This is a genomic window from Sporosarcina limicola, assembly GCF_014873855.1.
Lineage (GTDB): Bacteria > Bacillota > Bacilli > Bacillales_A > Planococcaceae > Sporosarcina > Sporosarcina limicola.
In genome coordinates, this window is sequence record NZ_JADBEL010000034.1 from 14,368 (window position 1) to 36,011 (window position 21,644).

Annotated in this window: 18 protein-coding genes and 2 riboswitches; of the genes, 11 read left to right on the forward strand and 7 right to left on the reverse strand. The window is 40.8% G+C overall.

The window, feature by feature from the left end; all coding sequences use genetic code 11:
• Position 1: 1 nt before the first annotated feature.
• The gene (gene modA / locus H4683_RS18650; protein ID WP_225942222.1) at positions 2-802 is read right to left on the reverse strand and encodes a molybdate ABC transporter substrate-binding protein; all 801 of its coding nucleotides are present in this window, start codon (positions 800-802) and stop codon (positions 2-4) included.
• Positions 803-1,161: 359 nt separating this feature from the next.
• Positions 1,162-1,279: riboswitch (TPP riboswitch) on the forward strand.
• 141 nt (positions 1,280-1,420) lie between these two features.
• Here modA and thiC point away from each other — a divergent pair.
• Both thiC and H4683_RS22020 read left to right on the forward strand, forming a co-directional pair.
• On the forward strand, positions 1,421-3,196 hold the full coding sequence (gene thiC, locus H4683_RS18655; protein WP_192600344.1) for a phosphomethylpyrimidine synthase ThiC: 1,776 nt from the start codon (positions 1,421-1,423) through the stop codon (positions 3,194-3,196).
• The gene (locus H4683_RS22020; RefSeq protein WP_275403099.1) at positions 3,174-3,302 is read left to right on the forward strand and encodes a hypothetical protein; all 129 of its coding nucleotides are present in this window, start codon (positions 3,174-3,176) and stop codon (positions 3,300-3,302) included. Before thiC ends, H4683_RS22020 begins: the two co-directional genes overlap by 23 nt.
• Positions 3,303-3,489: 187 nt before the next feature.
• On the opposite strand, the gene opp4C is transcribed toward H4683_RS22020, so the two are convergent.
• From opp4C to H4683_RS18680, 5 genes are all read right to left on the reverse strand, one after another.
• Positions 3,490-4,404 (reverse strand): oligopeptide ABC transporter permease, encoded by a 915-nt coding sequence (opp4C, locus tag H4683_RS18660; protein WP_192600345.1) that lies wholly within the window; start codon positions 4,402-4,404, stop codon positions 3,490-3,492.
• A gap of 14 nt (positions 4,405-4,418) precedes the next feature.
• On the reverse strand, positions 4,419-5,384 hold the full coding sequence (locus H4683_RS18665; protein WP_192600346.1) for an ABC transporter permease: 966 nt from the start codon (positions 5,382-5,384) through the stop codon (positions 4,419-4,421).
• A gap of 71 nt (positions 5,385-5,455) precedes the next feature.
• Entirely contained in the window at positions 5,456-7,276 is a 1,821-nt protein-coding gene (locus H4683_RS18670) for a peptide-binding protein (RefSeq protein ID WP_192600347.1), read from the reverse strand.
• 86 nt (positions 7,277-7,362) lie between these two features.
• Entirely contained in the window at positions 7,363-8,370 is a 1,008-nt protein-coding gene (locus H4683_RS18675) for an ABC transporter ATP-binding protein (RefSeq protein ID WP_192600348.1), read from the reverse strand.
• The gene (locus H4683_RS18680) at positions 8,367-9,356 is read right to left on the reverse strand and encodes an ABC transporter ATP-binding protein (protein ID WP_192600349.1); all 990 of its coding nucleotides are present in this window, start codon (positions 9,354-9,356) and stop codon (positions 8,367-8,369) included. The genes H4683_RS18675 and H4683_RS18680 overlap by 4 nt, the downstream gene beginning before the upstream one ends.
• Positions 9,357-9,697: 341 nt before the next feature.
• On the opposite strand from H4683_RS18680, the gene H4683_RS18685 reads away from it, so the two are divergent.
• The 7 genes from H4683_RS18685 to H4683_RS18715 all read left to right on the forward strand — a co-directional run bounded on the left by H4683_RS18685 (position 9,698) and on the right by H4683_RS18715 (position 18,277).
• Positions 9,698-11,173 carry a nicotinate phosphoribosyltransferase gene (locus tag H4683_RS18685; protein WP_192600350.1) on the forward strand — a complete coding sequence of 492 codons (1,476 nt, stop codon included), beginning with the start codon at positions 9,698-9,700 and terminating at the stop codon, positions 11,171-11,173.
• A gap of 2 nt (positions 11,174-11,175) precedes the next feature.
• Complete coding sequence (gene nadE, locus H4683_RS18690; protein ID WP_192600351.1) at positions 11,176-12,000, forward strand: ammonia-dependent NAD(+) synthetase; 825 nt, start codon at positions 11,176-11,178, stop codon at positions 11,998-12,000.
• 137 nt (positions 12,001-12,137) lie between these two features.
• Positions 12,138-13,088, forward strand: coding sequence for an AAA family ATPase (locus H4683_RS18695; protein ID WP_192600352.1), 951 nt, complete (start codon positions 12,138-12,140; stop codon positions 13,086-13,088).
• A complete protein-coding gene (locus H4683_RS18700) occupies positions 13,085-14,299 on the forward strand; it encodes a DUF58 domain-containing protein (protein WP_192600353.1) in 1,215 nt (404 codons plus the stop codon). Before H4683_RS18695 ends, H4683_RS18700 begins: the two co-directional genes overlap by 4 nt.
• On the forward strand, positions 14,296-16,488 hold the full coding sequence (locus H4683_RS18705) for a DUF4129 domain-containing transglutaminase family protein (RefSeq protein WP_192600354.1): 2,193 nt from the start codon (positions 14,296-14,298) through the stop codon (positions 16,486-16,488). Before H4683_RS18700 ends, H4683_RS18705 begins: the two co-directional genes overlap by 4 nt.
• 141 nt (positions 16,489-16,629) lie before the next feature.
• Positions 16,630-17,919 (forward strand): glutamine-hydrolyzing GMP synthase, encoded by a 1,290-nt coding sequence (gene guaA / locus H4683_RS18710; protein ID WP_420826588.1) that lies wholly within the window; start codon positions 16,630-16,632, stop codon positions 17,917-17,919.
• Positions 17,920-18,070: 151 nt separating this feature from the next.
• Positions 18,071-18,277 (forward strand): hypothetical protein, encoded by a 207-nt coding sequence (locus H4683_RS18715; protein ID WP_192600355.1) that lies wholly within the window; start codon positions 18,071-18,073, stop codon positions 18,275-18,277.
• 217 nt (positions 18,278-18,494) lie between these two features.
• On the opposite strand, the gene H4683_RS18720 is transcribed toward H4683_RS18715, so the two are convergent.
• Positions 18,495-18,920, reverse strand: coding sequence for a cytidine deaminase (locus H4683_RS18720; protein WP_192600356.1), 426 nt, complete (start codon positions 18,918-18,920; stop codon positions 18,495-18,497).
• A 591-nt stretch (positions 18,921-19,511) separates the two neighbouring features.
• On the opposite strand from H4683_RS18720, the gene H4683_RS18725 reads away from it, so the two are divergent.
• Together H4683_RS18725 and H4683_RS18730 are read left to right on the forward strand one after the other, a co-directional pair.
• Entirely contained in the window at positions 19,512-19,592 is an 81-nt protein-coding gene (locus H4683_RS18725; RefSeq protein WP_338062497.1) for a GMP synthase (glutamine-hydrolyzing), read from the forward strand.
• Between the two features lie 6 nt (positions 19,593-19,598).
• Positions 19,599-19,700, forward strand: a riboswitch (purine riboswitch).
• Between the two features lie 97 nt (positions 19,701-19,797).
• Entirely contained in the window at positions 19,798-21,141 is a 1,344-nt protein-coding gene (locus tag H4683_RS18730; protein ID WP_192600357.1) for a solute carrier family 23 protein, read from the forward strand.
• Positions 21,142-21,644 lie beyond the last annotated feature (503 nt).

Genomic DNA, 21,644 nt, shown 5'->3' on the forward strand with positions numbered 1-21,644 from the left:
TTCATTTTCTAAATCCGTGTTTCTCCAGAATAGCTTGTGCTTTGTCCGTTGTCATGAATTTCACAAACTCGGATGCTTGTTGTTCATGTTTGGTATCTTTTAGAACGGCTGCTGGATAAATAATCGGGTCATGTAAGCTGCTATCCGCAGTAGCTAGAACTTTGATTTCCTTGGAAGTGATTGCGTCACTTTCATAAACAAAACCGATGTCAACATTCCCTGTTTCAACATAAGTCAGTACTTGACGGACATCCTGAGCGAGTACAATTTTATTTTCCAAAGTACTCCATTTATCTAGCTTTTGCAGCAGCTGTTCCGTATACTGGCCAGCTGGCACACTTTCAGGGTTACCGATTGCAATTTGCTCGATGTCATCTGCCGCGATTTCATCTATGGATTTGTAGTTGATAGCCGAAGATTTCCCGGTGATAAGTACAATTTTGTTCCCGGTGATATCCTGACGTGTTTCATTGACTATAAGATCTTCTTTTTCCAATGTATCCATCCAGTCTTGATTGGCTGAGAAGAACACATCAACCGGCGCACCTTGTTGGATTTGTTGTGCCAATTTACCAGATCCGCCTAGGATGTAAGTCAATTTGACATTGTGCTCACTTTCATAGACTCCTTTAATTTCTTCAAGGGCATCCGTTAGGCTGATGGCTGCTGATATTGTCATTTCTACTTTTTCGCCTTGAACTTTCGTGGTTTTAGGCTGTGCTGTGCTACTTTTCTCGTTGGCACATCCAGCGATGATAAGCATTAGAACAAGTAAAAATGATATGAATTTAACCTTTTTCAATTGTTTCTCCACCCTTCATATTCATAGTTATGTCATAGTCGTACAAGGTATAATTATACATGATTTGTTCCTCTAGTAAAATCATGGTATTCCCTTATTTCTTCTTGAACACGACCCGATAAATTGTAAATTCATTACGGCGATAGCTTCGACGCCCAAAATCAAATAGAAGTATTCCCTTGTGTGACCTCGCTTTCACCTATATAAGTTGAATTTAAGTTTTACACTTTTGTTTCAACTATTCAAGTATAAATGGGCCGTTGATCTTTCGTTCAACTTATATAGTAGACAAAGTGAAATTTGTTGACAATTAAAAGAAGTTCGTTATACTTGGAATTGTTCGATAGATTAATTGAATAAGTTTGAACTAGGGGTGTCCGGTTAGTCCGGACTGAGAGGGAAAAAACGTTTAAGTTTTCCTAACTCTTTGGACCTGATCTGGCTCGTACCAGCGTGGGGAAGTATCTAAATCTAACAGCGACATACTTTTTTGTATGTTTAATTTAGAGAGACTAGGTCCGTTTTTTAATGGATCTGGTCTTTTTTTGTTGTCGCATCCCCTTTTTGGTCTGAGTCATGGTCTTCCTGAAAATTAACGAATGAGGAGACGATGACGAGATGAAAATCGCAAAAGAAGAACAAACGATTCATATCCATGATAGTTTTCCAGCAAGCCGAAAAGTGTATATCCAGGGGAGTAGGGAAGATATTCTTGTCCCAGTTAGGGAGATTCAACTTTCCCCTACAGTGACAGATGCCGGCGAGATTGAGAACGAGCCATTCCGTGTTTATGACACAAGTGGTAAATATACAGACGAACAATACGAAGTGGATATCCGTAAAGGTCTCCCTGCACTTAAAAGGAATTGGATAGTTGGGCGGAAAGATGTGGAGGAATATGAAGGCAGGGAAGTGCAGCCGGAAGACAATGGTTACAGTAAGAAAAATGTGAAGGAAGATAAAAACTTTCTCCTTTTGAATAGAAAACCGCTGCGTGCGAAAACGGGTAGCAATGTAACGCAAATGCATTATGCGAGACAAGGAATTATTACGCCTGAAATGGAATTCATCGCGATTCGTGAAGGGCTGGAAGCTGAATATGTACGGGATGAAGTTGCAAGGGGACGCGCAATTATCCCTTCAAACATCAACCATCCAGAAGCGGAACCCATGATTATCGGACGTAATTTTCATGTGAAAATAAATGCTAATATCGGTAACTCTGCCGTCTCTTCATCTATCGGGGAAGAAGTAGAGAAGATGACGTGGGCAACGCGTTGGGGTGCGGATACGATTATGGATTTGTCCACGGGCCGTGATATTCATACAACACGTGAATGGATCATCCGTAATTCCCCGGTTCCAGTTGGCACTGTGCCACTCTATCAAGCACTTGAAAAAGTGAATGGCAAAGTGGAGGAGCTTTGCTGGGAAGTTTTCCGTGATACATTGATTGAGCAGGCGGAGCAAGGGGTCGACTATTTTACAATCCATGCGGGGGTCCTGTTGCGCTATATTCCGCTGACTGTGAAACGAGTGACGGGAATTGTCTCAAGAGGCGGTTCGATTATGGCGCAGTGGTGCATGATTAATCATAAAGAAAGTTTCTTATATACTCATTTCGAAGAGATTTGTGAAATCATGAAGCAGTACGACGTATCGTTCTCTTTGGGAGACGGTTTACGTCCAGGCTCTATTGCGGATGCTAATGATGAAGCACAATTTGCCGAATTAGATACGCTGGGCGAATTAACGAAAATTGCATGGAAGCATGATGTTCAAGTTATTATTGAAGGTCCGGGACATGTGCCGATGCACTTAATCAAAGAAAACGTCGATAAGCAAATGGAAGTCTGTCAAGAAGCACCGTTTTATACGTTAGGTCCGTTAACAACAGATATTGCGCCGGGCTATGATCATATTACGTCAGCAATCGGGGCGGCGATGATTGGTTGGTTCGGTACGGCGATGCTTTGTTATGTGACGCCAAAAGAGCATTTGGGACTGCCTAATAAAAATGATGTACGTGAAGGGGTTATTGCCTATAAAATTGCGGCGCATGCAGCTGATCTTGCGAAGGGTCATCCGAGCGCTCAGAATCGAGATGATGCCCTCTCGAAAGCACGCTTTGAATTCCGTTGGAGAGACCAGTTTAATCTTGGTCTTGACCCTGAACGGGCGCTTGAATACCATGATGAAACATTGCCAGCTGAAGGCGCGAAAGTGTCTCATTTCTGTTCGATGTGTGGACCTAAGTTTTGCAGTATGCGAATTTCGCATGACATCCGTAAATATGCCGATGAGAATAAGTTAGAAGAAAAGCTTGCTATTGAAAAGGGGTTAGAGGAAAAGGCGAAGGAGTTTCAAGAGGTTGGTGGGAACATTTACATTTGAAGGCAATAAGGGGAGGGGTTTGACGATGACAGGGACAGACCAACTTTTGAAAGATATTGCGCAAAGTAAGATCCGACTTGTGTTATCCCGCATTAACGGGCAATAAGACCCCCACTGATTGAAGATTAACTTTATATGAACAAAACTCAATTTTAAAAGCCATTCAGATTTGTTGAATGGCTTTTAAAATTATACTTTTTACCCCGTACTAAAAGGGCCGACCAACCGACCTTATGGAAACGTCTGCACGAGCAGATCCTGTGCATCGCCCCCTCAGTGCTGGGAGGTTCGCTTTATCTACGATCACTTTTCGGATCAAATGCATCACGTAATCCGTCACCGATGAAGTTAATCGCTAGTACAGTTACTAATATTCCAACACCAGGTGGAATCCATGCTTCTGGATGATAACGTAAAATCCGAATACTTTGTGCTTCGGAAATCATATTTCCCCAGGTTGGTGTAGGTTGTGGAATCCCAAAGCCGATAAAACTTAAGGCAGATTCGATAATAATCATTGTAGCCATCATTAATGTTGCGTTAACGATAATCGGTCCAATGGCATTAGGGATAAAGTGTCTGAAAATTATTCTGAAATCACTTGCCCCAATGGCTCTCGCACCAAGTACAAATTCTTGTTCCCGGAGTGAAAGAAATGAACCTCTTACAATCCGTGTTAACGTTGGCCATGAAGTAATTGCGATAACTGTTACAAAAATGCCTATGGTAACCTTCCCTAACAATGCAATTATTGTTAGAGCTAAAACAAGAAACGGTAAGGCAAGTACTAAATCAGTGAGTCGCATAATAAAATTATCAATTTTACCGCCATAATATCCGGCTAACGCTCCCAGGACTAAGCCAATCGAGAGTGTAAATAACATCGCACTAAATCCGACAGTTAAAGAAACTCTAGCTCCATACAATAACCTGGCAAAGTTATCTCGACCTGAAGCATCTGTACCTAGGATGTTATCACTACTAGGGCCTTGTTCAACTAACATCAGATTGGATTTCCTAGGGTCATGATCTGTTAAATACGGTGCAAAAATGGCACCTAAAATAATTACAAATAAAACAATAATACCGACCAGAGCTAATTTGTTTTTCAAAAAACGATGGACCGATAATTGAAGAGGGCTTCTATGTTTCCTATCTGGTTGATCTATGGATTCAATTTGAATTGTATTATTTTGACTAGTTTGCATCCTACGTCAGCACCTCAATCATAGCGAATTCTCGGGTCGACAATACTGTAAAAGATATCTGCTAGTAAATTCCCTATGAGTATAGCCACACCTAACAGGAGAGCGATTGCCATAATAACAGGATAATCATGGTTCGTTATGGAGCTAAGAAACAACGTACCAAGACCAGGGAAATTAAAAACTTGTTCTGTAATAATCGCACCACTTAATAGGGCACCGAATTCGAAACCCATTAGTGTAATAATCGGGATCATGGCATTACGAAGCGTATGTTTATACAAAACATTTCGATCGCTCATCCCTTTTGCCTTCGCTGTTCGAATATAATCACTACCAAGCACATCTAAAACTTCAGATCGCATATACCGCATATACGTTGCTGTTCCAGCCAATCCTAACGTCAACCCGGGTAGGACCATATGATGTATTCGATCTTTAAACTCCGCAAAACCTGAAAGGCCTGTACTCGATGTTGTTCCCTGGGCAGGAAACCAGCCGAGGTTAATCGATAAAAGATAAATTGCGACAAGACCAAAGAAAAAGTTGGGAGTCGCCAGTCCAAAAAATCCAAATGTTGTAGCACCATAGTCCAACGGTGAGTACGGGTTGCGTGCTGAGTAAATACCAATCGGGATAGCAACGACTAACGTGATGCCGAGGGCAACCAAACCTAAGTATAATGTGTTTACAATTCGTTCCGTAATTAGGCTTTGAACGGATCGTCCTTTATAAGCTATCGATTCGCCAAAATCACCTCGTGCAACAGAACTAGCCCAGTTGAAATACTGAACAGGTATCGATTTATTTAACCCAAGAGCCTCCCGTTGCTGTTCATAAACTGCCAGGTCTATATTTGGGTCTACTATTTTCCCCGAAAGTGGATCTCCTGGAGCTGCCTTAGCTAATCCGAATACGATGATAGACAGGGCTAATAACATTGGGATAAATACTAATATTCTTCTTATAATGTATTGATACATACTATGCCCCCCATGAAGGAGGAGAGTATGCGATTAGGGCCGCATACCCTCATGTGTTGTCCTTCTAGTTATTATTTTGCGTCATTAACCCACCATGTGTGTGAATCTTGATACATCGTGTGTGGAAGTGCAATAATACCTTCTATACGATCGTTGTATGCCCAAATACTGTTTTGAGCGTAAAGAAGTAGTGCTGGCAAGTCTTCCGAGAAGAGGTGTTGCCATTCGCCGTACACATCAGCACGGAAGTTTTGTTCAAAGGCTTCAGGCGCTTTGACTGCTTTTTGTAACAACTCACCAGATTTAGGGTTGTTCCAACGAGAGAAGTTATAACCAGCTTTTGCTGCCCACAAGCCTGATGGATCAGGATCAGTACTACCTAGAGTCCAGCCAATCAAATATAAATCCCAGTCCGTATTGTCGTCCGTAAGGCCTGGTACGTATGCAGACATTTCTTTTGGCTGACGTAAATTCACCTTAATGCCGACTTCTTCAAGCTGTTCTTGGATGATTGGAGCTGATTTTTCACGTAATTCGTTTCCAGTCGGGTAATCCATATTTAGAATCCATTCGTTACCGTCCGGATCTTCACGGAATCCGTCTGCATTTTTATCGACATAGCCCGCCTCATCGAGCATTTCCCCCGCTTTGTCAGGATCGTATGTGTAATTGATGGCCGCTTTATCGTCATAAGCCCAGAACTGCGTAGCAACTGGCGAGTTAATGGGTTGACCATGACCATGTAGAAGGCCCTTGCCGTGTCCTTCACCAACTAAGCCCTCACGGTTAACTGCATAGGCAATCGCTTGTCTTACAACTGGATTAGACAGCTTTTTGTTTGGTACCCAATTAGCTGGTTCTATGACACCTGCTTCAACGTCTGCCGTTGTACGGTGATTATGTTTGAATCCAAGTATTTGGTACCCAAAGTCTGGTTGTTCAATAATTTCAATGTTTTTGTATTCATTCACCATATCAAAGTCTGCCGGGTGAATCCCGCCCGGACTAGCAACAAAATCAAGTTCGCCTTTTTCAAGTAAACCTGTCATAACGGATTGTGCGATAACTTTCCAAACGATTTTATCTAAATGCGGTGCACCTTTCCAATAATCTACGTTACGCTCAAGAACATACTGTTCACGTTCAATCATATCAGTGAACTTAAAGGGTCCAGTTCCAATAACTTTTCCACCTTCAAGCGATTCCGGTGTGGATGGAATATCCTTAATAGCAATGTCTTTGAAAATGTGTTCTGGAATGATTGTGAAACTTGCGGTGTACAGTGGTGTCACACTTGGCTCCTCAAATTTGAAGATAACAGTATAATCGCCATCTGCAACTACACCTTCAAAATCCTTTGTTTTACCTTTGTTGTAAGCTTCAAAACCTAACAACGGCTCAACGTAGTTTGACCGAACTCCACCCGCTGCAACGTAGTCAGGATCCGCAATCGATTTGTATGTGAAAACAACGTCCTTCGCAGTGAATTCCGCACCATCATGCCATTTTACCCCTTCTTCAAGGTGAAGAGTAAGTTCTGTTTGGTCATCATTTAATTTCCAATCTTTGGCCAAATTGGCGACAAACTCAAGCTTGTCGTTTTGAGTAAAAAGACCTTCATGTGTAAAATCAAGAATATTGGCTTCATAAGAATCGTCATAGAAAATAGGGTTGAACATCCCCGCTGGTGCAGAATACATGGCACCCGTTATTGTTCCACCATCCGTTGGTCCATCATTTGCTGCTTTTTTCTCACCGTCTTTTTTACCTTCTGTTGCTGGATCATCCTTTTTGACGCCCTCTACCTTGTCTTTAGCACAAGCTGACAACACAAGCCCAAGTATTAACAATAAAGCGAGCAGAACTATACTAGGTTTATAACGTTTAAACATACTATTTCCCCCTTTTCAATTTTGATAATGAACATAAATTTACTGCGAATAATAATGTGCACACCACCCCCCTAAAAGTTGTGACATTATTCCTCTGAATACAAATGACAAGCCACAAAGTGATCTGTCTCTAACTCTATTAATTCAGGTCGTTCGATAGCACAGCGATCATGTGCTTGGGGACATCTTGTTCTAAATGTACATCCCGAGGGGGGATTTGCCGGACTTGGTAAATCCCCAGTCAACGCAATTTTTCTCTGTTTGTGATTGCTCTCTTCGTTTAAATCGATTACAGGTATTGAAGAGAGCAGGGCTTGAGTATATGGATGGAGTGCATTAGTATAGAGTGCTTGTTTAGGTGCTATTTCTACAAATCTTCCCAGATACATGACGGCAACCCGGTCACTTATGTGCTTTACGACACTTAAATCATGGGCGATAAATAAATAGGTAAGTCCCAAATCATCTTGAAGGTCCTTCATAAGATTTAACACTTGTGCTTGAATGGATACATCGAGCGCAGAAACGGGTTCATCGCATATCACGAATTTTGGGTGTATCACGAGCGCTCTTGCTATACTAATCCGTTGTCGTTGCCCTCCAGAAAATTCGTGCGGATATTTTTGCCGATCATCTGCTCGTAATCCAACTTTCTCAATGATTTCAATCACTCGTTTTTTTCTTTCTTCTTTAGACATTTTCCCCTGAACAATTAATGGTTCTTCTACAAGTTGTCCTACACTCATTTTTGAATTTAAGGAAGCAAAAGGGTCTTGGAAAATAATTTGCATATCCTCACGTTGCGGACGAATTTTTCTTTGACTTAAATAAGAGATGTCTACATCGTTAAAGATAACTTGACCATCTGTCGGTTCAAGTAAGCGCAGAATAACACGACCTAACGTTGATTTTCCAGACCCTGACTCACCGACAATTCCAAGAGTTTCGCCTTTGCGAATGGTGAAAGAAACATCATCGACCGCCTTTAGGTGACCAATTGTACGTTTTAAAACGCCGCCCTTAATAGGGAAGTACTTTTTAATATTTTTTACGTCTACAAGTATTTCTTGTTCATCTTTAGTTGTTAGTGTCATTTTATACTGCCTCCGTTCTCATAAAGATAACAACGGACAAAATGACCTGTATCATATTCTCTTAATTCTGGGTTTGATTGTGTGCATTTTTCCATTACATATGGACAACGACTAGAAAATCGGCAACCATGCGGAAAGCTGTAGGCAGGCGGAACGGTGCCTTTAATCGTTCCAAGACGCTCCACATCCTCGTCTAGATTTGGCAAACTAGCCAACAAGCCTTGTGTGTATGGGTGTTTTGTAAGTTTTAAAAGTTCTTTTGTGGCTGCTTGTTCAACAATCTGTCCTCCATACATCACCATTACACGATCTGTGTATTCATAAACAACTCCAAGATCATGTGTAATAAGCAGTAGGGACATCTGGAACTTTTTTTGCATTTCGGCCATTAAATCGAGAATTTGTGCTTGGATGGTTACATCTAAAGCTGTCGTCGGTTCATCGGCAATTAGCAATTGCGGCTCACATGAAATTGCCATTGCAATCATTACGCGTTGCCTCATTCCGCCTGAAAGTTGATGAGGATATTCTTTTAAAATTTCTTTAGGGCGTGGAATGCCAACGACTTTTAGTAGTTCAATTGCTTCTTGATGGGCATCCTTCTTATTCATTTTTTTGTGCTTTCTAAGAATCTCGGTTATTTGACTTCCAATCGTGTACACCGGATTTAGAGCAGTCATAGGTTCTTGGAAAATCATTGCAATGTCATTGCCTCGAATATTCGTCATTTGCTTTGGTTTTAATTCGAGTAATTTCTGATCATTCATTGTAATTGTGCCGTCTACAATACGTCCTGGTTTATTAATGAGTTGCATAATGGACAGTGCAGTTATACTTTTTCCACTGCCAGACTCTCCAACGAGTGCAACGGTTTCACCTGGAAAAATAGAAAATGAAATATTATCGACGGCCTTAGCAACTCGATTTTCGCCTAAGTAGAAATAAGTTTTTAATTGACTAACATCCAATACCGGTTGGTTATTCATGCGGACACTCCATTCAATGTACTAGGCATTCCTAAAAAAAATACGTGGATAAAGAGATTGGACAACAAATTTGGAGTCTAGTGCTGTAAAGGCAGTTTACGAGTGGTTAATCGCTCTAAAATAGTAATGATTGAACCAGTTTTAGGTGATACCATATAATACGTGGAATAATCTTGATAATATTATTAAGTGTATTTATAATAGTTAGATATGTCAATCTAATTTTCAAATCGAGCGGATTAAGTCGAATTGTAATTGTCGTTTTGTGTCGTACAAGTCCGAATTCTGGATAAATAGTGTATACTATTAGTAATTTAGTAATCGGAAGAAGGAGAATTGGAATGAGTTCGAATTATGTAAATGATAGTTTGGCATTACATACGGATCTTTATCAAATAAACATGGCAGAATCTTACTGGGCGGATGGTATTCATAATCGGAAATCCGTTTTCGAATTATTTTTCAGAAGATTACCGTTCGGGAATGGTTACGCGGTATTTGCGGGACTTGAAAGAGTACTTGATTTTTTAAGAGATTTTCATTTTAGCGAGAGTGATTTGGCGTACTTAAGGGATGAGCTTGGCTATAAAGAAGATTTCATTGCTTATTTGAAAGATATACGCTTCACGGGAACTGTACACTCAATGGTAGAGGGTGAACTCGTTTTTGCGAATGAACCCATTATCCGAGTGGAAGCACCCCTTGCAGAAGCACAACTGATTGAAACGGCCCTTCTTAATATTGTTAATTACCAAACACTTATCGCAACGAAAGCGAGTCGCATCAAACAGGTCGTAAAGGATGAAGTGGTGATGGAGTTTGGTAGCCGTCGGGCACATGAAATCGATGCGGCCGTTTGGGGAGCACGCGCGACATTCATCGGTGGAATTGAAGCGACGAGTAATGTGTTGGCGGGAAAAAGATTCAATATCCCCGTAGCAGGTACGCATGGCCATTCCATGGTGCAAGCCTATAAAAATGAGTATGAGGCATTTCATTCATATGCGCAGCGCCATAAGGATTGTATTTTCCTCGTGGATACATATAATACATTGAAAATCGGTATACCGACAGCCATCCAAGTTGCAAAAGATCTTGGCGATCAAATCAATTTCAGAGGCGTCCGTCTTGATAGTGGGGATATTGCATTTCTATCGAAAGAAGCGCGCAAAATGTTGGATGAAGCTGGATTCAAGGATGCGCAAGTGGTTGTCTCAAACGATCTGGATGAGTATACAATTCTCAACTTGAAGGCGCAGGGCGCGAAGGTGGACGTATGGGGAATTGGTACGAAATTAATCACTGCTTATGACCAGCCTGCACTTGGTGCGGTATACAAAATCGTTTCGATTGAAAACACTACGGGTGAAATGGAAGATACAATTAAAATATCTTCAACAACAGAAAAAGTGACAACGCCGGGCCGAAAAAAGCTGTACCGGATTATCGACCGGGAAAACGGCAAAGCTGAAGGGGATTACATCACGATGTATGATGAAAATCCAGCATCTGAAAAACGTATAAAAATGTTCCACCCTGTCCACACATTTGTCTCAAAATTCGTCACGAATTTTGAGGCGAAAGACCTGCATGTGAAAGTTGTCGAACAAGGGAAGATTATTTATGATAATCCAACACTTTTACAAATGCGCGACTACGCGAAAGAAAGTTTAGGATTATTATGGGATGAATATAAACGTTCACTTAATCCGGAAGAATATCCGGTCGACTTAAGTCAGAAATGTTGGGACAATAAAATGCGTAATATCAGAGAAGTGCAGGAAATGGTGGAAGAGTTCATAGACGGGGAGGAATGAGGATGTCTTTGCAAGAGGAAATCATTGCTCAGTTGAAAGTACAACCGATAATTAATGCTGAAGAGGAAGTTCGCAAATCGGTAGACTTCATGAAAGCATATGCTCGAAAGAATGCATTTTTGAGTGGGTTCGTGCTTGGTATTTCAGGTGGGCAGGACTCAACGCTTGTTGGTAAACTTGCTCAATTCGCTGTTGATGAACTAAATCTTGAAGATGGGATGGACCGTTATAAATTCATTGCAATCAGGTTACCGTACGGCCATCAATTCGATGAAGCTGATTGTCAAGATGCCCTTGACTTCATCAAACCATCAATGGTTTACACCGTGAATATAAAAGAATCGGTAGATGCGAGTGAACGTACGTTAACTGCTGCTGGTGTGATATTATCCGATTTCGCTAAAGGAAATGAAAAGGCGCGGGAACGGATGAAGGTCCAATATTCCATCGCAGCAATGCATAATTGTGTTGTCCTTGGCAGTGATCATGCAGCGGAGGCGATTACCGGTTTTTATACGAAATTCGGGGATGGCGGAGCAGACCTCATGCCTATCTATAGATTGAACAAACGGCAAGGAAAACAATTACTACAGGAACTAGGTTGTCCTGAGCATCTTTATATGAAAGTACCGACTGCGGACTTGGAAGAGGACAAGCCTGCTATACCGGACGAAGTTGCACTTGGCGTTACTTATGATCAAATCGATGATTATCTTGAAGGAAAAGAGACAATGGAAAAATCCAGTGAAATTATTGAACATTATTTTTCACGCTCGCAACACAAAAGGCATTTGCCGATTACCATCTTCGATAATTTTTGGAAATGAACTAAAAGGGCTCCTATAGGGAAGCCCTTTATTGTTAGTTACTTAAGTTGTAGAAACAAATAACTTCCTGTATCATGAAGGTGAGTTTTGTTAATTTTTGGACAAACTGAATGTTGTATATAAATGGAGGGCCAGTGATGACACATAAAGAGATGATTGAAAAAGTTTTAACAAATATCGATCAAGTGATGATTGGAAAACGGGATATTGCCGAACTAAGTGTCACTGCACTTCTTGCTGGTGGACATGTCCTGCTTGAAGATGTACCTGGTGTTGGAAAAACGATGATGGTGAAAGCGCTTGCTAAATCGATTGGTGCAGATTTTAAAAGAATCCAGTTCACTCCTGATTTACTACCTTCAGATGTTCTTGGTGTTTCAATCTATAACCCTAAAGAAATGGAATTTGAGTTCAGGCCGGGGCCGATTATGGGAAACATCATCTTAGCCGATGAAATAAACCGTACATCACCCAAGACCCAATCAGCGCTTTTAGAAGGGATGGAGGAGTCATCGGTGACGATTGACGGGGAAACGATGCGGATTCCACAGCCCTTTTTTGTGATGGCGACCCAAAATCCGATTGAGTACGAGGGAACATACCCGCTTCCTGAAGCGCAATTGGATCGTTTTATTTTTAAATTAAAAATGGGCTATCCAACAAAAACAGAGGAAATTGAAGTGCTAACCCGAGCTGAAAAGAGGGTGCCGATTGACCATTTAGAAACGGTCATCTCACTCGAGGACCTTAAAGATCTGCAAAAGGCTGTAGTAAATGTAACTGTAGACGATACGATAAAATGGTATATCGTTGAATGTGCTTCACAGACGCGTACAAATCCATCCGTGTATTTAGGAGTAAGTCCGCGCGGTTCGCTAGCTCTCATGAAAGCGTGCCAAGCATATGCAATGATAAAGGGCAGGACGTATGTTACGCCAGATGATGTCCAGTACTTATCACCTTTCGTATTCGGTCACCGTATGATTTTGCGTTCTGAAGCGAAATATGAAGGAATTTCCACGATGGAAATTGTGGAGCGGATATTAACAACAGTGCATGTGCCAGTGGACAGGATCCGAGTTAAATGAGACAAAGTGTAAAACAGTTTGGCATTGTTGGACGAGTCCTATTTATAGTGCTTATTTTAGCATCGTCATTCATCTTTGCGATGTTTCAAGGTGGTGGGGTCAGTTGGACTATCTTTTACACCTTATTACCTTTCTCAATTTATTCCGTTGCGCTGTTTTTGTATCCGATGTCAGATTTGTCTGTAATACGGACAATTTGTACACCAGATGTGGAAAATGGCGGTAAGTTGATTGTTTCTCTATCGGTTAGGCGTCAAAGCCGATTTCCATTACTCTATACAGTTGTGACTGAAAAATGGGAGGAACAGGAAATTCCCCTATTGGCAGGTGAACAATTAAAACGCTTATTCATTTTTGGTTTAAGGAAAGAAATGAAATGGGAATATGAAATCGAACGGATGCCCAGAGGAGAGCATGTACTTCAAGGGGTTGAGGTTGAAGTTTCTGATTTTTTTGGATGGCTTAGAAAAACGAAATTCATTGAACAATCGCATACGATTGTTGTTTTTCCGAAAATAACGGATATTCATTATGTACCCATTGATACCCAATATGATCGTGGTGCGATGGCATCCCCGTTAAACATTGTCAAAGATACAACAATGGCGACTGGAGTTCGTGATTACCAAGCTGGAGACCGGGTAACATGGATTCACTGGAAATCATTTGCGCGAACGCAGAACTTGATGACGAAAGAATTTGAAGATAAGCGGTCACAAGAGTTGTTTTTGATATTGGATGGTCGTAAAACGGAGATGTTCGAGGAACAACTAGAACTTGTAGCGTCTACATTGAAAGAGGCTGCGGGTCATCAAGTGGGTCTTGCATTTTTGACAACAGGTTCGGAACCTACTCTTTTTCCTTTCATCCAATCTGATGAACAGCTTCACCACGCACTTGTTCATTTGGCGAAAATTAAGCCAATTGAAGAAGGGATGGCTGACTCGGTAATGGATTTTGGAACTGCCATTCAGCACGGCGGTTCGATTGTGCTGATTACCGGAAATCCTGATAAGTTGTTCATCCAATCTCTGTTGCGTAATGTCGGAAATGTGAAGTCAATCATTTGTTTCATTGTCGTGAAACAGGATGAAGTGATGCCGGAAACGATGGAAAATAACATTAGACAAGCGAAATCTAAGGGAATCATTGTGCATATTCTAGGTCGGAAACAGTTTGCACAAGCATTTAAAGAGGTGGCTCGATTATGAATGGCATAGGAATCGATAGAAGGCTTCTTGCTCTTCTGTATATACTTGCATTCCTCCTGTTAAGGGAATGGCTTATTCCGGTCATAGTGCTGACAGACACGGGTTACTTGTGGTTGTTTTTGGTGTTTATCGCAATGACGTTTTTGATGGCACTTGTAGGGGCTAAGTGGTGGGTTACGGTACCCATTAAAATCATCTATGTGGTTTGGGCCGTTCACTATGTTTTTCTTGAGAAAGTATTTTTCACAAAGGAAACGGCAGTACAACTGTTGCCGGATATTTTATCGAATACAGGTATTATTATGGGTGGAAATTGGGAGAATCTTACGAATCCATTCCGGACTATTCTGTTCTTTTTACTTTTATGGATGACAACGTATCTTATCCGTCATTGGATTGAAGTGAGGAGAAGCATCTTCCTTTTTTACGTCATGACCGTCATATTTATAGCATTCATCGATACGTTCAGTCCATTTTCGGCGGACGCAGCTATTTTCAGAATTATGTTGACGGGATTAATGCTCCTTGGCCTACTGTATATATCTAGGCTCGCTGAAAAGCATCATGTAGTTCTGTCGATGAGGTCATTCATCGCCATTTCGGCGCCGCTTTTAGTTGTTGTTACCTTCAGTGGGGCATTTGCGAACCTCCTGCCAAAACAGGAACCTATCTGGCCAGATCCGCTGCCGTACTTTAAATCGATTGTACAAGGCACCGGAGAAGGCGGAATGGGTACAGGGATTTCTACGAGTGGGTATGATCCTGACGATAGCGCACTCGGAGGTTCATTCGAGCAAGATGACACGCTGGTACTTGAAGCTAAAGTGGCTAGTAAACAATATTGGAAAATCGAAACGAAAAACACGTATACGTCCAAAGGGTGGGAGCAAAATTCCGCGTCAGAATCGCATATGTCCTATACTATGGGGGGGGAGCTAGGGGGGATGGATGTAAGTGCATCCGATAGTCCTAGACAACAGGCGCAATTGAAAGTGGCGGAAGAATTCCCATTCCTCTTGTATCCATATGGGATAAGAAGAGTTTCTGCTGCTGGAAATGTAATTCTACTACATGCGCAATCGGCAGGGCAGTACAGGACAGTTATCAATGGCATAGAAGGTGCACTTGATGCATATGAAATTGACTTTCAAGAACCGAAATACAGTATGAAACAATTAAGAGCGACAACAATGGATGACTTTGCAACTTCGAACGAAGACTTCTCACCCTATTTGCAACTACCTGATCAATTGCCAGGGCGGGTGAAGGAACTTGCGGATGAAATTGTTGGAAAATACGATAGCGTGTATGAAAAAACGAAGGCAATCGAAATGTATTTTGGTAGAAATGGGTTTGTCTATGCCCAACAAGATATTGTTGTTCCAAAAGTAGAAGACGATTACGTCGATCAGTTTCTCTTCGATACAAAGAGAGGTTATTGTGATAACTTTTCTACGTCGATGGTTGTCATGTTACGCTCGGCTGATATCCCTGCACGCTGGGTGAAAGGATTTGCACCGGGTGAAGCGGTGAAAGATGCAAATGGTGAACACGTCTACCGAGTTACCAATAATGAAGCGCATTCATGGGTTGAAGCATACATGCCGGGGATTGGTTGGATGCCGTTTGAACCGACAATCGGTTTTAGTGGTCAGTCTAACATTGATTTTGATATCGAATTGGATTTAGGTGATCCTGAAGCACCAGCAATGAAAGAGAAGGAAAAACAGAAGCCGAAAAAACCTGAAAAGCCAAATAAAGCAGAAAAATCTTTCGAAATCGATAAGTTGTTTGAGTCATTGAATAACTGGGTCAAAAATAACGTATGGAAACTTATTGTAGGTATCTTTATACTGGGTTTGATTAGCTGGGGAATTTACGCTATCCGGGTGAGATGGCTTCCGAAATTACTTATCCAATTCCATCGTTCCGAAAAAAGCAATTGGAAAACTTTTTCAACGCAATACAAGAGTTTATTGAAACAGTTAGATCGCTACGGTATAAAACGAGCGAGTGGAATGACACTATCCGAATACGCAATAGAAATTGATGAATTTTTCGGTGGGGAAAAGATGAGGGTTCTTACACAGGCTTATGAAAAAGGTTTGTACGGTGGGAATACAACAGATCAGGAATGGGGAAACTTGAAGGAAATGTGGGAAGATTTAATCAATAGGACTTCGGGTTGATTTTGAGCTATAATCGTAGAAGATAAAACGTTCGTAATATAATTTGGTTACCGATGAAGTAAAAAACATTTGGTAAAACAGCCGGGAAAGGGTAGAATAATAGGATTAAGAGGAGGTTGGATCAACTTGAAACAGGATAATATTTTAGTATTGGATTTAGGTAGTAGTGAAAATACAACCATTGCCCGTTGGATTCGCGAACTAGGTGTGTATAGTGAGATTCACCCCCATGACATTACAGCTCAAAATATTGAACAGTTAAAAACGGTAAAAGGTATTATTTTAAATGGTGGTAAAAATAATATCATTGATGGCGAAGCAATCGATGTATTAGATGAAATTTACTCTTTAAATATTCCGGTGATTAGCGTAAACCACCTATCAACAAAAGCAGTGAAAGCGCTAGAGCAATGGCCAAGTGAAGAGGAAACGAAAGTACTGTTAAAAGATTTCGTTTTCGATACTTGTAAAGCGGAAGCTAACTGGAATATGAAAAACTTCATTGAAGATCAAATTACTTTAGTTCGTGAGCAAGTGGGAGACAAAAAAGTATTGCTGGCTCTTTCAGGCGGTGTGGATTCGTCTGTCGTTGCTGCATTATTAATTAAGGCAATTGGTAAGCAATTAGTTTGTGTGCATGTAAACCACGGTTTAATGCGTAAAAATGAGTCTGAGGGCGTTATAAAAATGTTCGAAAAAGACCTTGAAGATAACCTTATTTACGTGGACGCAAGTGAGCGTTTCTTAGGCAAGCTAAAAGGTGTAGATGAGCCAGAAGAAAAACGCAAAATTATCGGTAATGAATTTATTCGCGTATTTGAAGAAGAAGCGCGAAAACTTGAAGGGATTGACTTCTTGGCACAAGGGACAATCTATCCAGATATTGTAGAATCCGGCACGAAAACGCATAAAGCCGTAAAATCTCACCATAATGTTGGGGGACTTCCAGAAGACTTGCAATTTGAGTTAGTGGAGCCATTATTCCAGTTATTTAAAGATGAAGTACGTGCTTGTGGTGTTGAGTTAGGTCTTCTACATGAAATGGTATATCGTCAACCATTCCCAGGACCTGGTCTAGGGGTACGTGTTTTAGGAGAGATTGAGCCTGCACGTCTAGAAGCAGTACGCGAATCAGATGCTATTTTACGTGAAGAATTTGCACTCGCTGGATTGGATCAGAAGGTTTGGCAATACTTTACAATAGTTCCGAACTTCAAATCTGTCGGTGTACGCAACAATGAGCGTACATACGAATATCCAGTTATTATTCGCGCAGTAAACACAGTAGACGCGATGACAGCGACGGTGGAACAACTCGACTGGCCAATTCTTTTGAAAATCACTGATCGGATCATTAATGAAGTGAAAAATGTAAACCGCGTGTGCTATGACCTGTCTCCAAAACCAGGCGGCACGATTGAGTGGGAGTGACTTTTGACTTGCGGATGTCTGTGAGAGCAGTCGTATCAAGGGTTCACGGTGCTTGTGATAGGGTTTAAATTCATTTACCTGCAACGATTGCGTTGTAAAATAGGACTTTCCTTTATTCATGTTATTCATGATGAAAGGGAGGTCTTTTTTTATGACGAGAATTATCGAGTTGGTTGTTGATTTTAAATTGAATCAAGAAATCATTGGTCGTAAACCAAAGTATGTTGAGATGTGTATTTGGCGGTTGAGGCGTTGGCAAGCTTTCATGGAAGCGGAATTTGAGATACAAGATGTTGAACAGGTTGAAGCAATCCATATGAAGAAGTACATTCAATACGAGCATGTTGTGATGACATAGAAGATTGGTATCTACACAATAGCCATGTAATCTATGATTTCCTGTTGTCTAAGAAATCCTTAGAACCAATAGAAAGCGGTAGAGTCATCACTCTACCGCTTTTTCCTATGTGTGAGAGCATAACAAAAGGACTTGCATATATGAAAATCAATCATACACGCAAGTCCTATTCTTATTAAACTAAAGCACATCCGGTTAGTTGAAGAAGATTTTTCGTTTATGATTCTCGACTATATTTAAGTGGAATTAGTTCACCAATTTTAGTTTTCTGTAACTCACCATCTATATCTAAAACAATAAAACATTCTGGTGAATAATCGGAAATTAATTCCCTGCACATTCCACATGGACTAACTACTCTTAACTCTCTATTTTTTTCATCAGAATAAGGATGTCTAACGGCAACAATTGTATCAAAGTATCTTTCTCCGTTTGAAATTGCATTTCCAATAGCGATAGCTTCGGCACATACTGTAACCCGTCCAATGTATGCTTCTATGTGTACCGCAGAAACAATATTTCCTGACTTTGTTTTTAACGCTGCCCCTACATGGTGTCTATCGTCTTCATAGAGGCTAGTAATTTTACTTTTAGCTTCATCGATTAATTTAAAATCATTTTCTGTTAAAGGATAAGTTTTCATAATTTCCCCTCACTTATTTTATTTGTTTACCCACTTATATTTAATTTATAAAAATATAAGGTATCATCACGTTTTTACCAAAGATTCTTCTTCAACTATCCTGTTGCGTTAGTTGAACAATTGAATAATCAGTTGTTTGGTATAGTGTAACATGGATAAGAGAATGAGTAGCTTATATGGCTTTTTTTCTTATCTAATTATTTTATAATACCCTGTAAAACATTGATTTTATTCAGCAGGTGGTACGGAACGCGAGAGCTGTTTACAGAGCAGCAGGAGCGTCGCAGAGTGTCCCTGTAACTAAGGGTGGAACATAGGTAGGCGGAGGATTGAAATCTGTCGCTGAGCCTTGTAAGGGGGAGCCCCGCATTTCCGATATTTCAGTCAAATTAGAACGGTTGAGTGGTGTACCTTATACACGCACACCACTTGATTCAGTAAACGAGACGATATGAAGGGGCTTGTTGATTATTCAAAATAATAACGTTGTAAAGTGGGGGTTCACCTGCTACAATTGAGGACGAGAATAACACGAATAAAGTAGAAATTCCTGTTTTGGTGTTTGGTGAAAAATCCTAGCTGAGCGCACGCATTACAAGAGAAGTGCCACGTATTAACCGTGTCCTCTTAGATGTAACGAACAAGCCACCTTCCACAATCGAGTGGGAATAAATCTGGTCATCAATTGAATAGATAATTCGTATAAGTTCGGGGATATGGCCCGAAAGTTTCTACCGGAACGCCTTAAATGTTCCGACTACGATTCGATAGAAGGGGCTAGTGCCTTCTATTTGAATTTGGATTGGAGAAGCATACGACATTATATCGTATGTTTCTTTTTTTAATTTGAAAAATATGAAAAAAAGGAAGATGCAGAGTGAAGAAGTATTTTGAATTTGACAAGCTAGGCACGAATTATCGACGTGAAATCATCGGTGGATTGACAACATTCCTTGCAATGGCATACATACTTGTTGTTAACCCACTGATGTTATCATTGGACGCGATTCCTGATTTGCCTGAAGCGATGCGGATGAACAAGGGAGCGGTATTCGTCGCAACAGCACTTGCTGCGGCGGTTGGAAGTCTATTTATGGGGATTATTGCGAGATATCCAATTGGACTTGCACCTGGAATGGGATTGAATGCATTTTTCGCATTCTCGGTCGTACTAGGTAGCGGAATCCCATGGCAAACGGCTTTGACAGGTGTCTTATTTTCTGGACTTATTTTTATCATCTTATCTCTTACAGGTTTACGAGAACTTATCATTAATGCAATCCCGGCACAATTGAAATTTGCGGTAGGTGCAGGGATTGGGCTATTCATTACATTTCTTGGATTCCAAAATGCTGGCATCATCGTAGGGAACCCTAATACACTTGTAGCATTGGGTGATTTGTCGAATAAGCCTACATTGCTTGCGATTTTTGGTCTTGTTATTACAGTCATCATGATGGTACGTAAAATTAAAGGGGCAATTTTTTACGGAATGATTACAACGACGATCGTCGGGATGATTGCTGGCCTTATTGAGATTCCTGGAACAGTCATTGCTAAAGTACCATCTGTTGCGCCGACATTCGGTGCTGCATTCGAAGCAATTTTCAATGATCCAGCTTCCTTGATGACAACACAATTTCTTGTTATCGTCATCACGTTTTTATTCGTTGACTTTTTTGACACTGCGGGTACACTCGTTGCAGTTGCAAACCAGGCAGGATTGATGAAGGACGATAAATTGCCACGGGCGGGTAAAGCACTTCTTGCGGATTCACTTGCAACAGTCACAGGATCCATCTTCGGAACCTCGACAACGACTTCATATATTGAGTCATCTGCAGGTGTTGCCGCAGGAGCGAGAACTGGCTTTGCTTCTATAGTAACGGGTCTTTTATTTTTGCTTGCGTTATTCTTCTCGCCGCTTCTGATGGTTATCACATCCCACGTGACTGCGCCGGCATTAATTATAGTAGGCGTACTAATGGTTTCTTCACTTGGTAACATTGAATGGAAGAACTTTGAAATCGCCGTACCTGCATTTTTGACAATCATTGCAATGCCACTTACCTATAGCATTGCAACAGGAATCGCAATCGGATTCGTTTTTTATCCAATCACAATGATCGTGAGTGGAAGAAGAAAAGAAGTCCATCCAATCATGTATGGTTTATGGTTTATCTTCATACTGTACTTTATATTTATTAAACCGAACGGATAATATAGAAGCAGCTCTCGAAAGTGTTCGAGAGCTGCTTTTCTATGAATTTATAGCCATGCAGCTAATTGTAAAGGGAGATTGCGTACTGGCCAGAGATAGGGGAGGAGCGATAGCCAATATAATATGGTCAGTAAAACCCTGTAGGAATAGGCTTTTAAAAGTATTTCTGAATTACTTTTATTAAAGTGTTGACATTTGATTGCGGTCTTGGTATATTTACTAAGCAGTCGGGAGCGAGCAACACTAACCGACAGCAAACGACAATTGAGGAACTCAACACAATTCGTTTACTCCTCTATTGAACCTTGAAAACTGAACAGCAAAACGTCAACGAAATACAGTTTGGGAAATCGGTTCTGCCGGTGAAACAAACACAATCGAATCTTCGGATTCAAAATTGACATTAATGAAAGATTGAAATACATCTTTCTTACTTAATGCCAGCAAGAAACTCGAGCAATTCAAGTTTCTCTTTCGTTGGGTTTCGAGACGTAGTGCAGTGC

Coding starts and splice junctions, on each gene's coding strand:
- thiC (WP_192600344.1), top strand. CDS start 1,421: ATGAAAATCGCAAAAGAAGAACAAACGATTCATATCCATGATAGTTTT.
- opp4C (WP_192600345.1), bottom strand. CDS start 4,404: ATGCAAACTAGTCAAAATAATACAATTCAAATTGAATCCATAGATCAA.
- H4683_RS18665 (WP_192600346.1), bottom strand. CDS start 5,384: ATGTATCAATACATTATAAGAAGAATATTAGTATTTATCCCAATGTTA.
- H4683_RS18670 (WP_192600347.1), bottom strand. CDS start 7,276: ATGTTTAAACGTTATAAACCTAGTATAGTTCTGCTCGCTTTATTGTTA.
- H4683_RS18675 (WP_192600348.1), bottom strand. CDS start 8,370: ATGACACTAACAACTAAAGATGAACAAGAAATACTTGTAGACGTAAAA.
- H4683_RS18680 (WP_192600349.1), bottom strand. CDS start 9,356: ATGAATAACCAACCGGTATTGGATGTTAGTCAATTAAAAACTTATTTC.
- H4683_RS18685 (WP_192600350.1), top strand. CDS start 9,698: ATGAGTTCGAATTATGTAAATGATAGTTTGGCATTACATACGGATCTT.
- nadE (WP_192600351.1), top strand. CDS start 11,176: ATGTCTTTGCAAGAGGAAATCATTGCTCAGTTGAAAGTACAACCGATA.
- H4683_RS18695 (WP_192600352.1), top strand. CDS start 12,138: ATGACACATAAAGAGATGATTGAAAAAGTTTTAACAAATATCGATCAA.
- H4683_RS18700 (WP_192600353.1), top strand. CDS start 13,085: ATGAGACAAAGTGTAAAACAGTTTGGCATTGTTGGACGAGTCCTATTT.
- H4683_RS18705 (WP_192600354.1), top strand. CDS start 14,296: ATGAATGGCATAGGAATCGATAGAAGGCTTCTTGCTCTTCTGTATATA.
- H4683_RS18715 (WP_192600355.1), top strand. CDS start 18,071: ATGACGAGAATTATCGAGTTGGTTGTTGATTTTAAATTGAATCAAGAA.
- H4683_RS18720 (WP_192600356.1), bottom strand. CDS start 18,920: ATGAAAACTTATCCTTTAACAGAAAATGATTTTAAATTAATCGATGAA.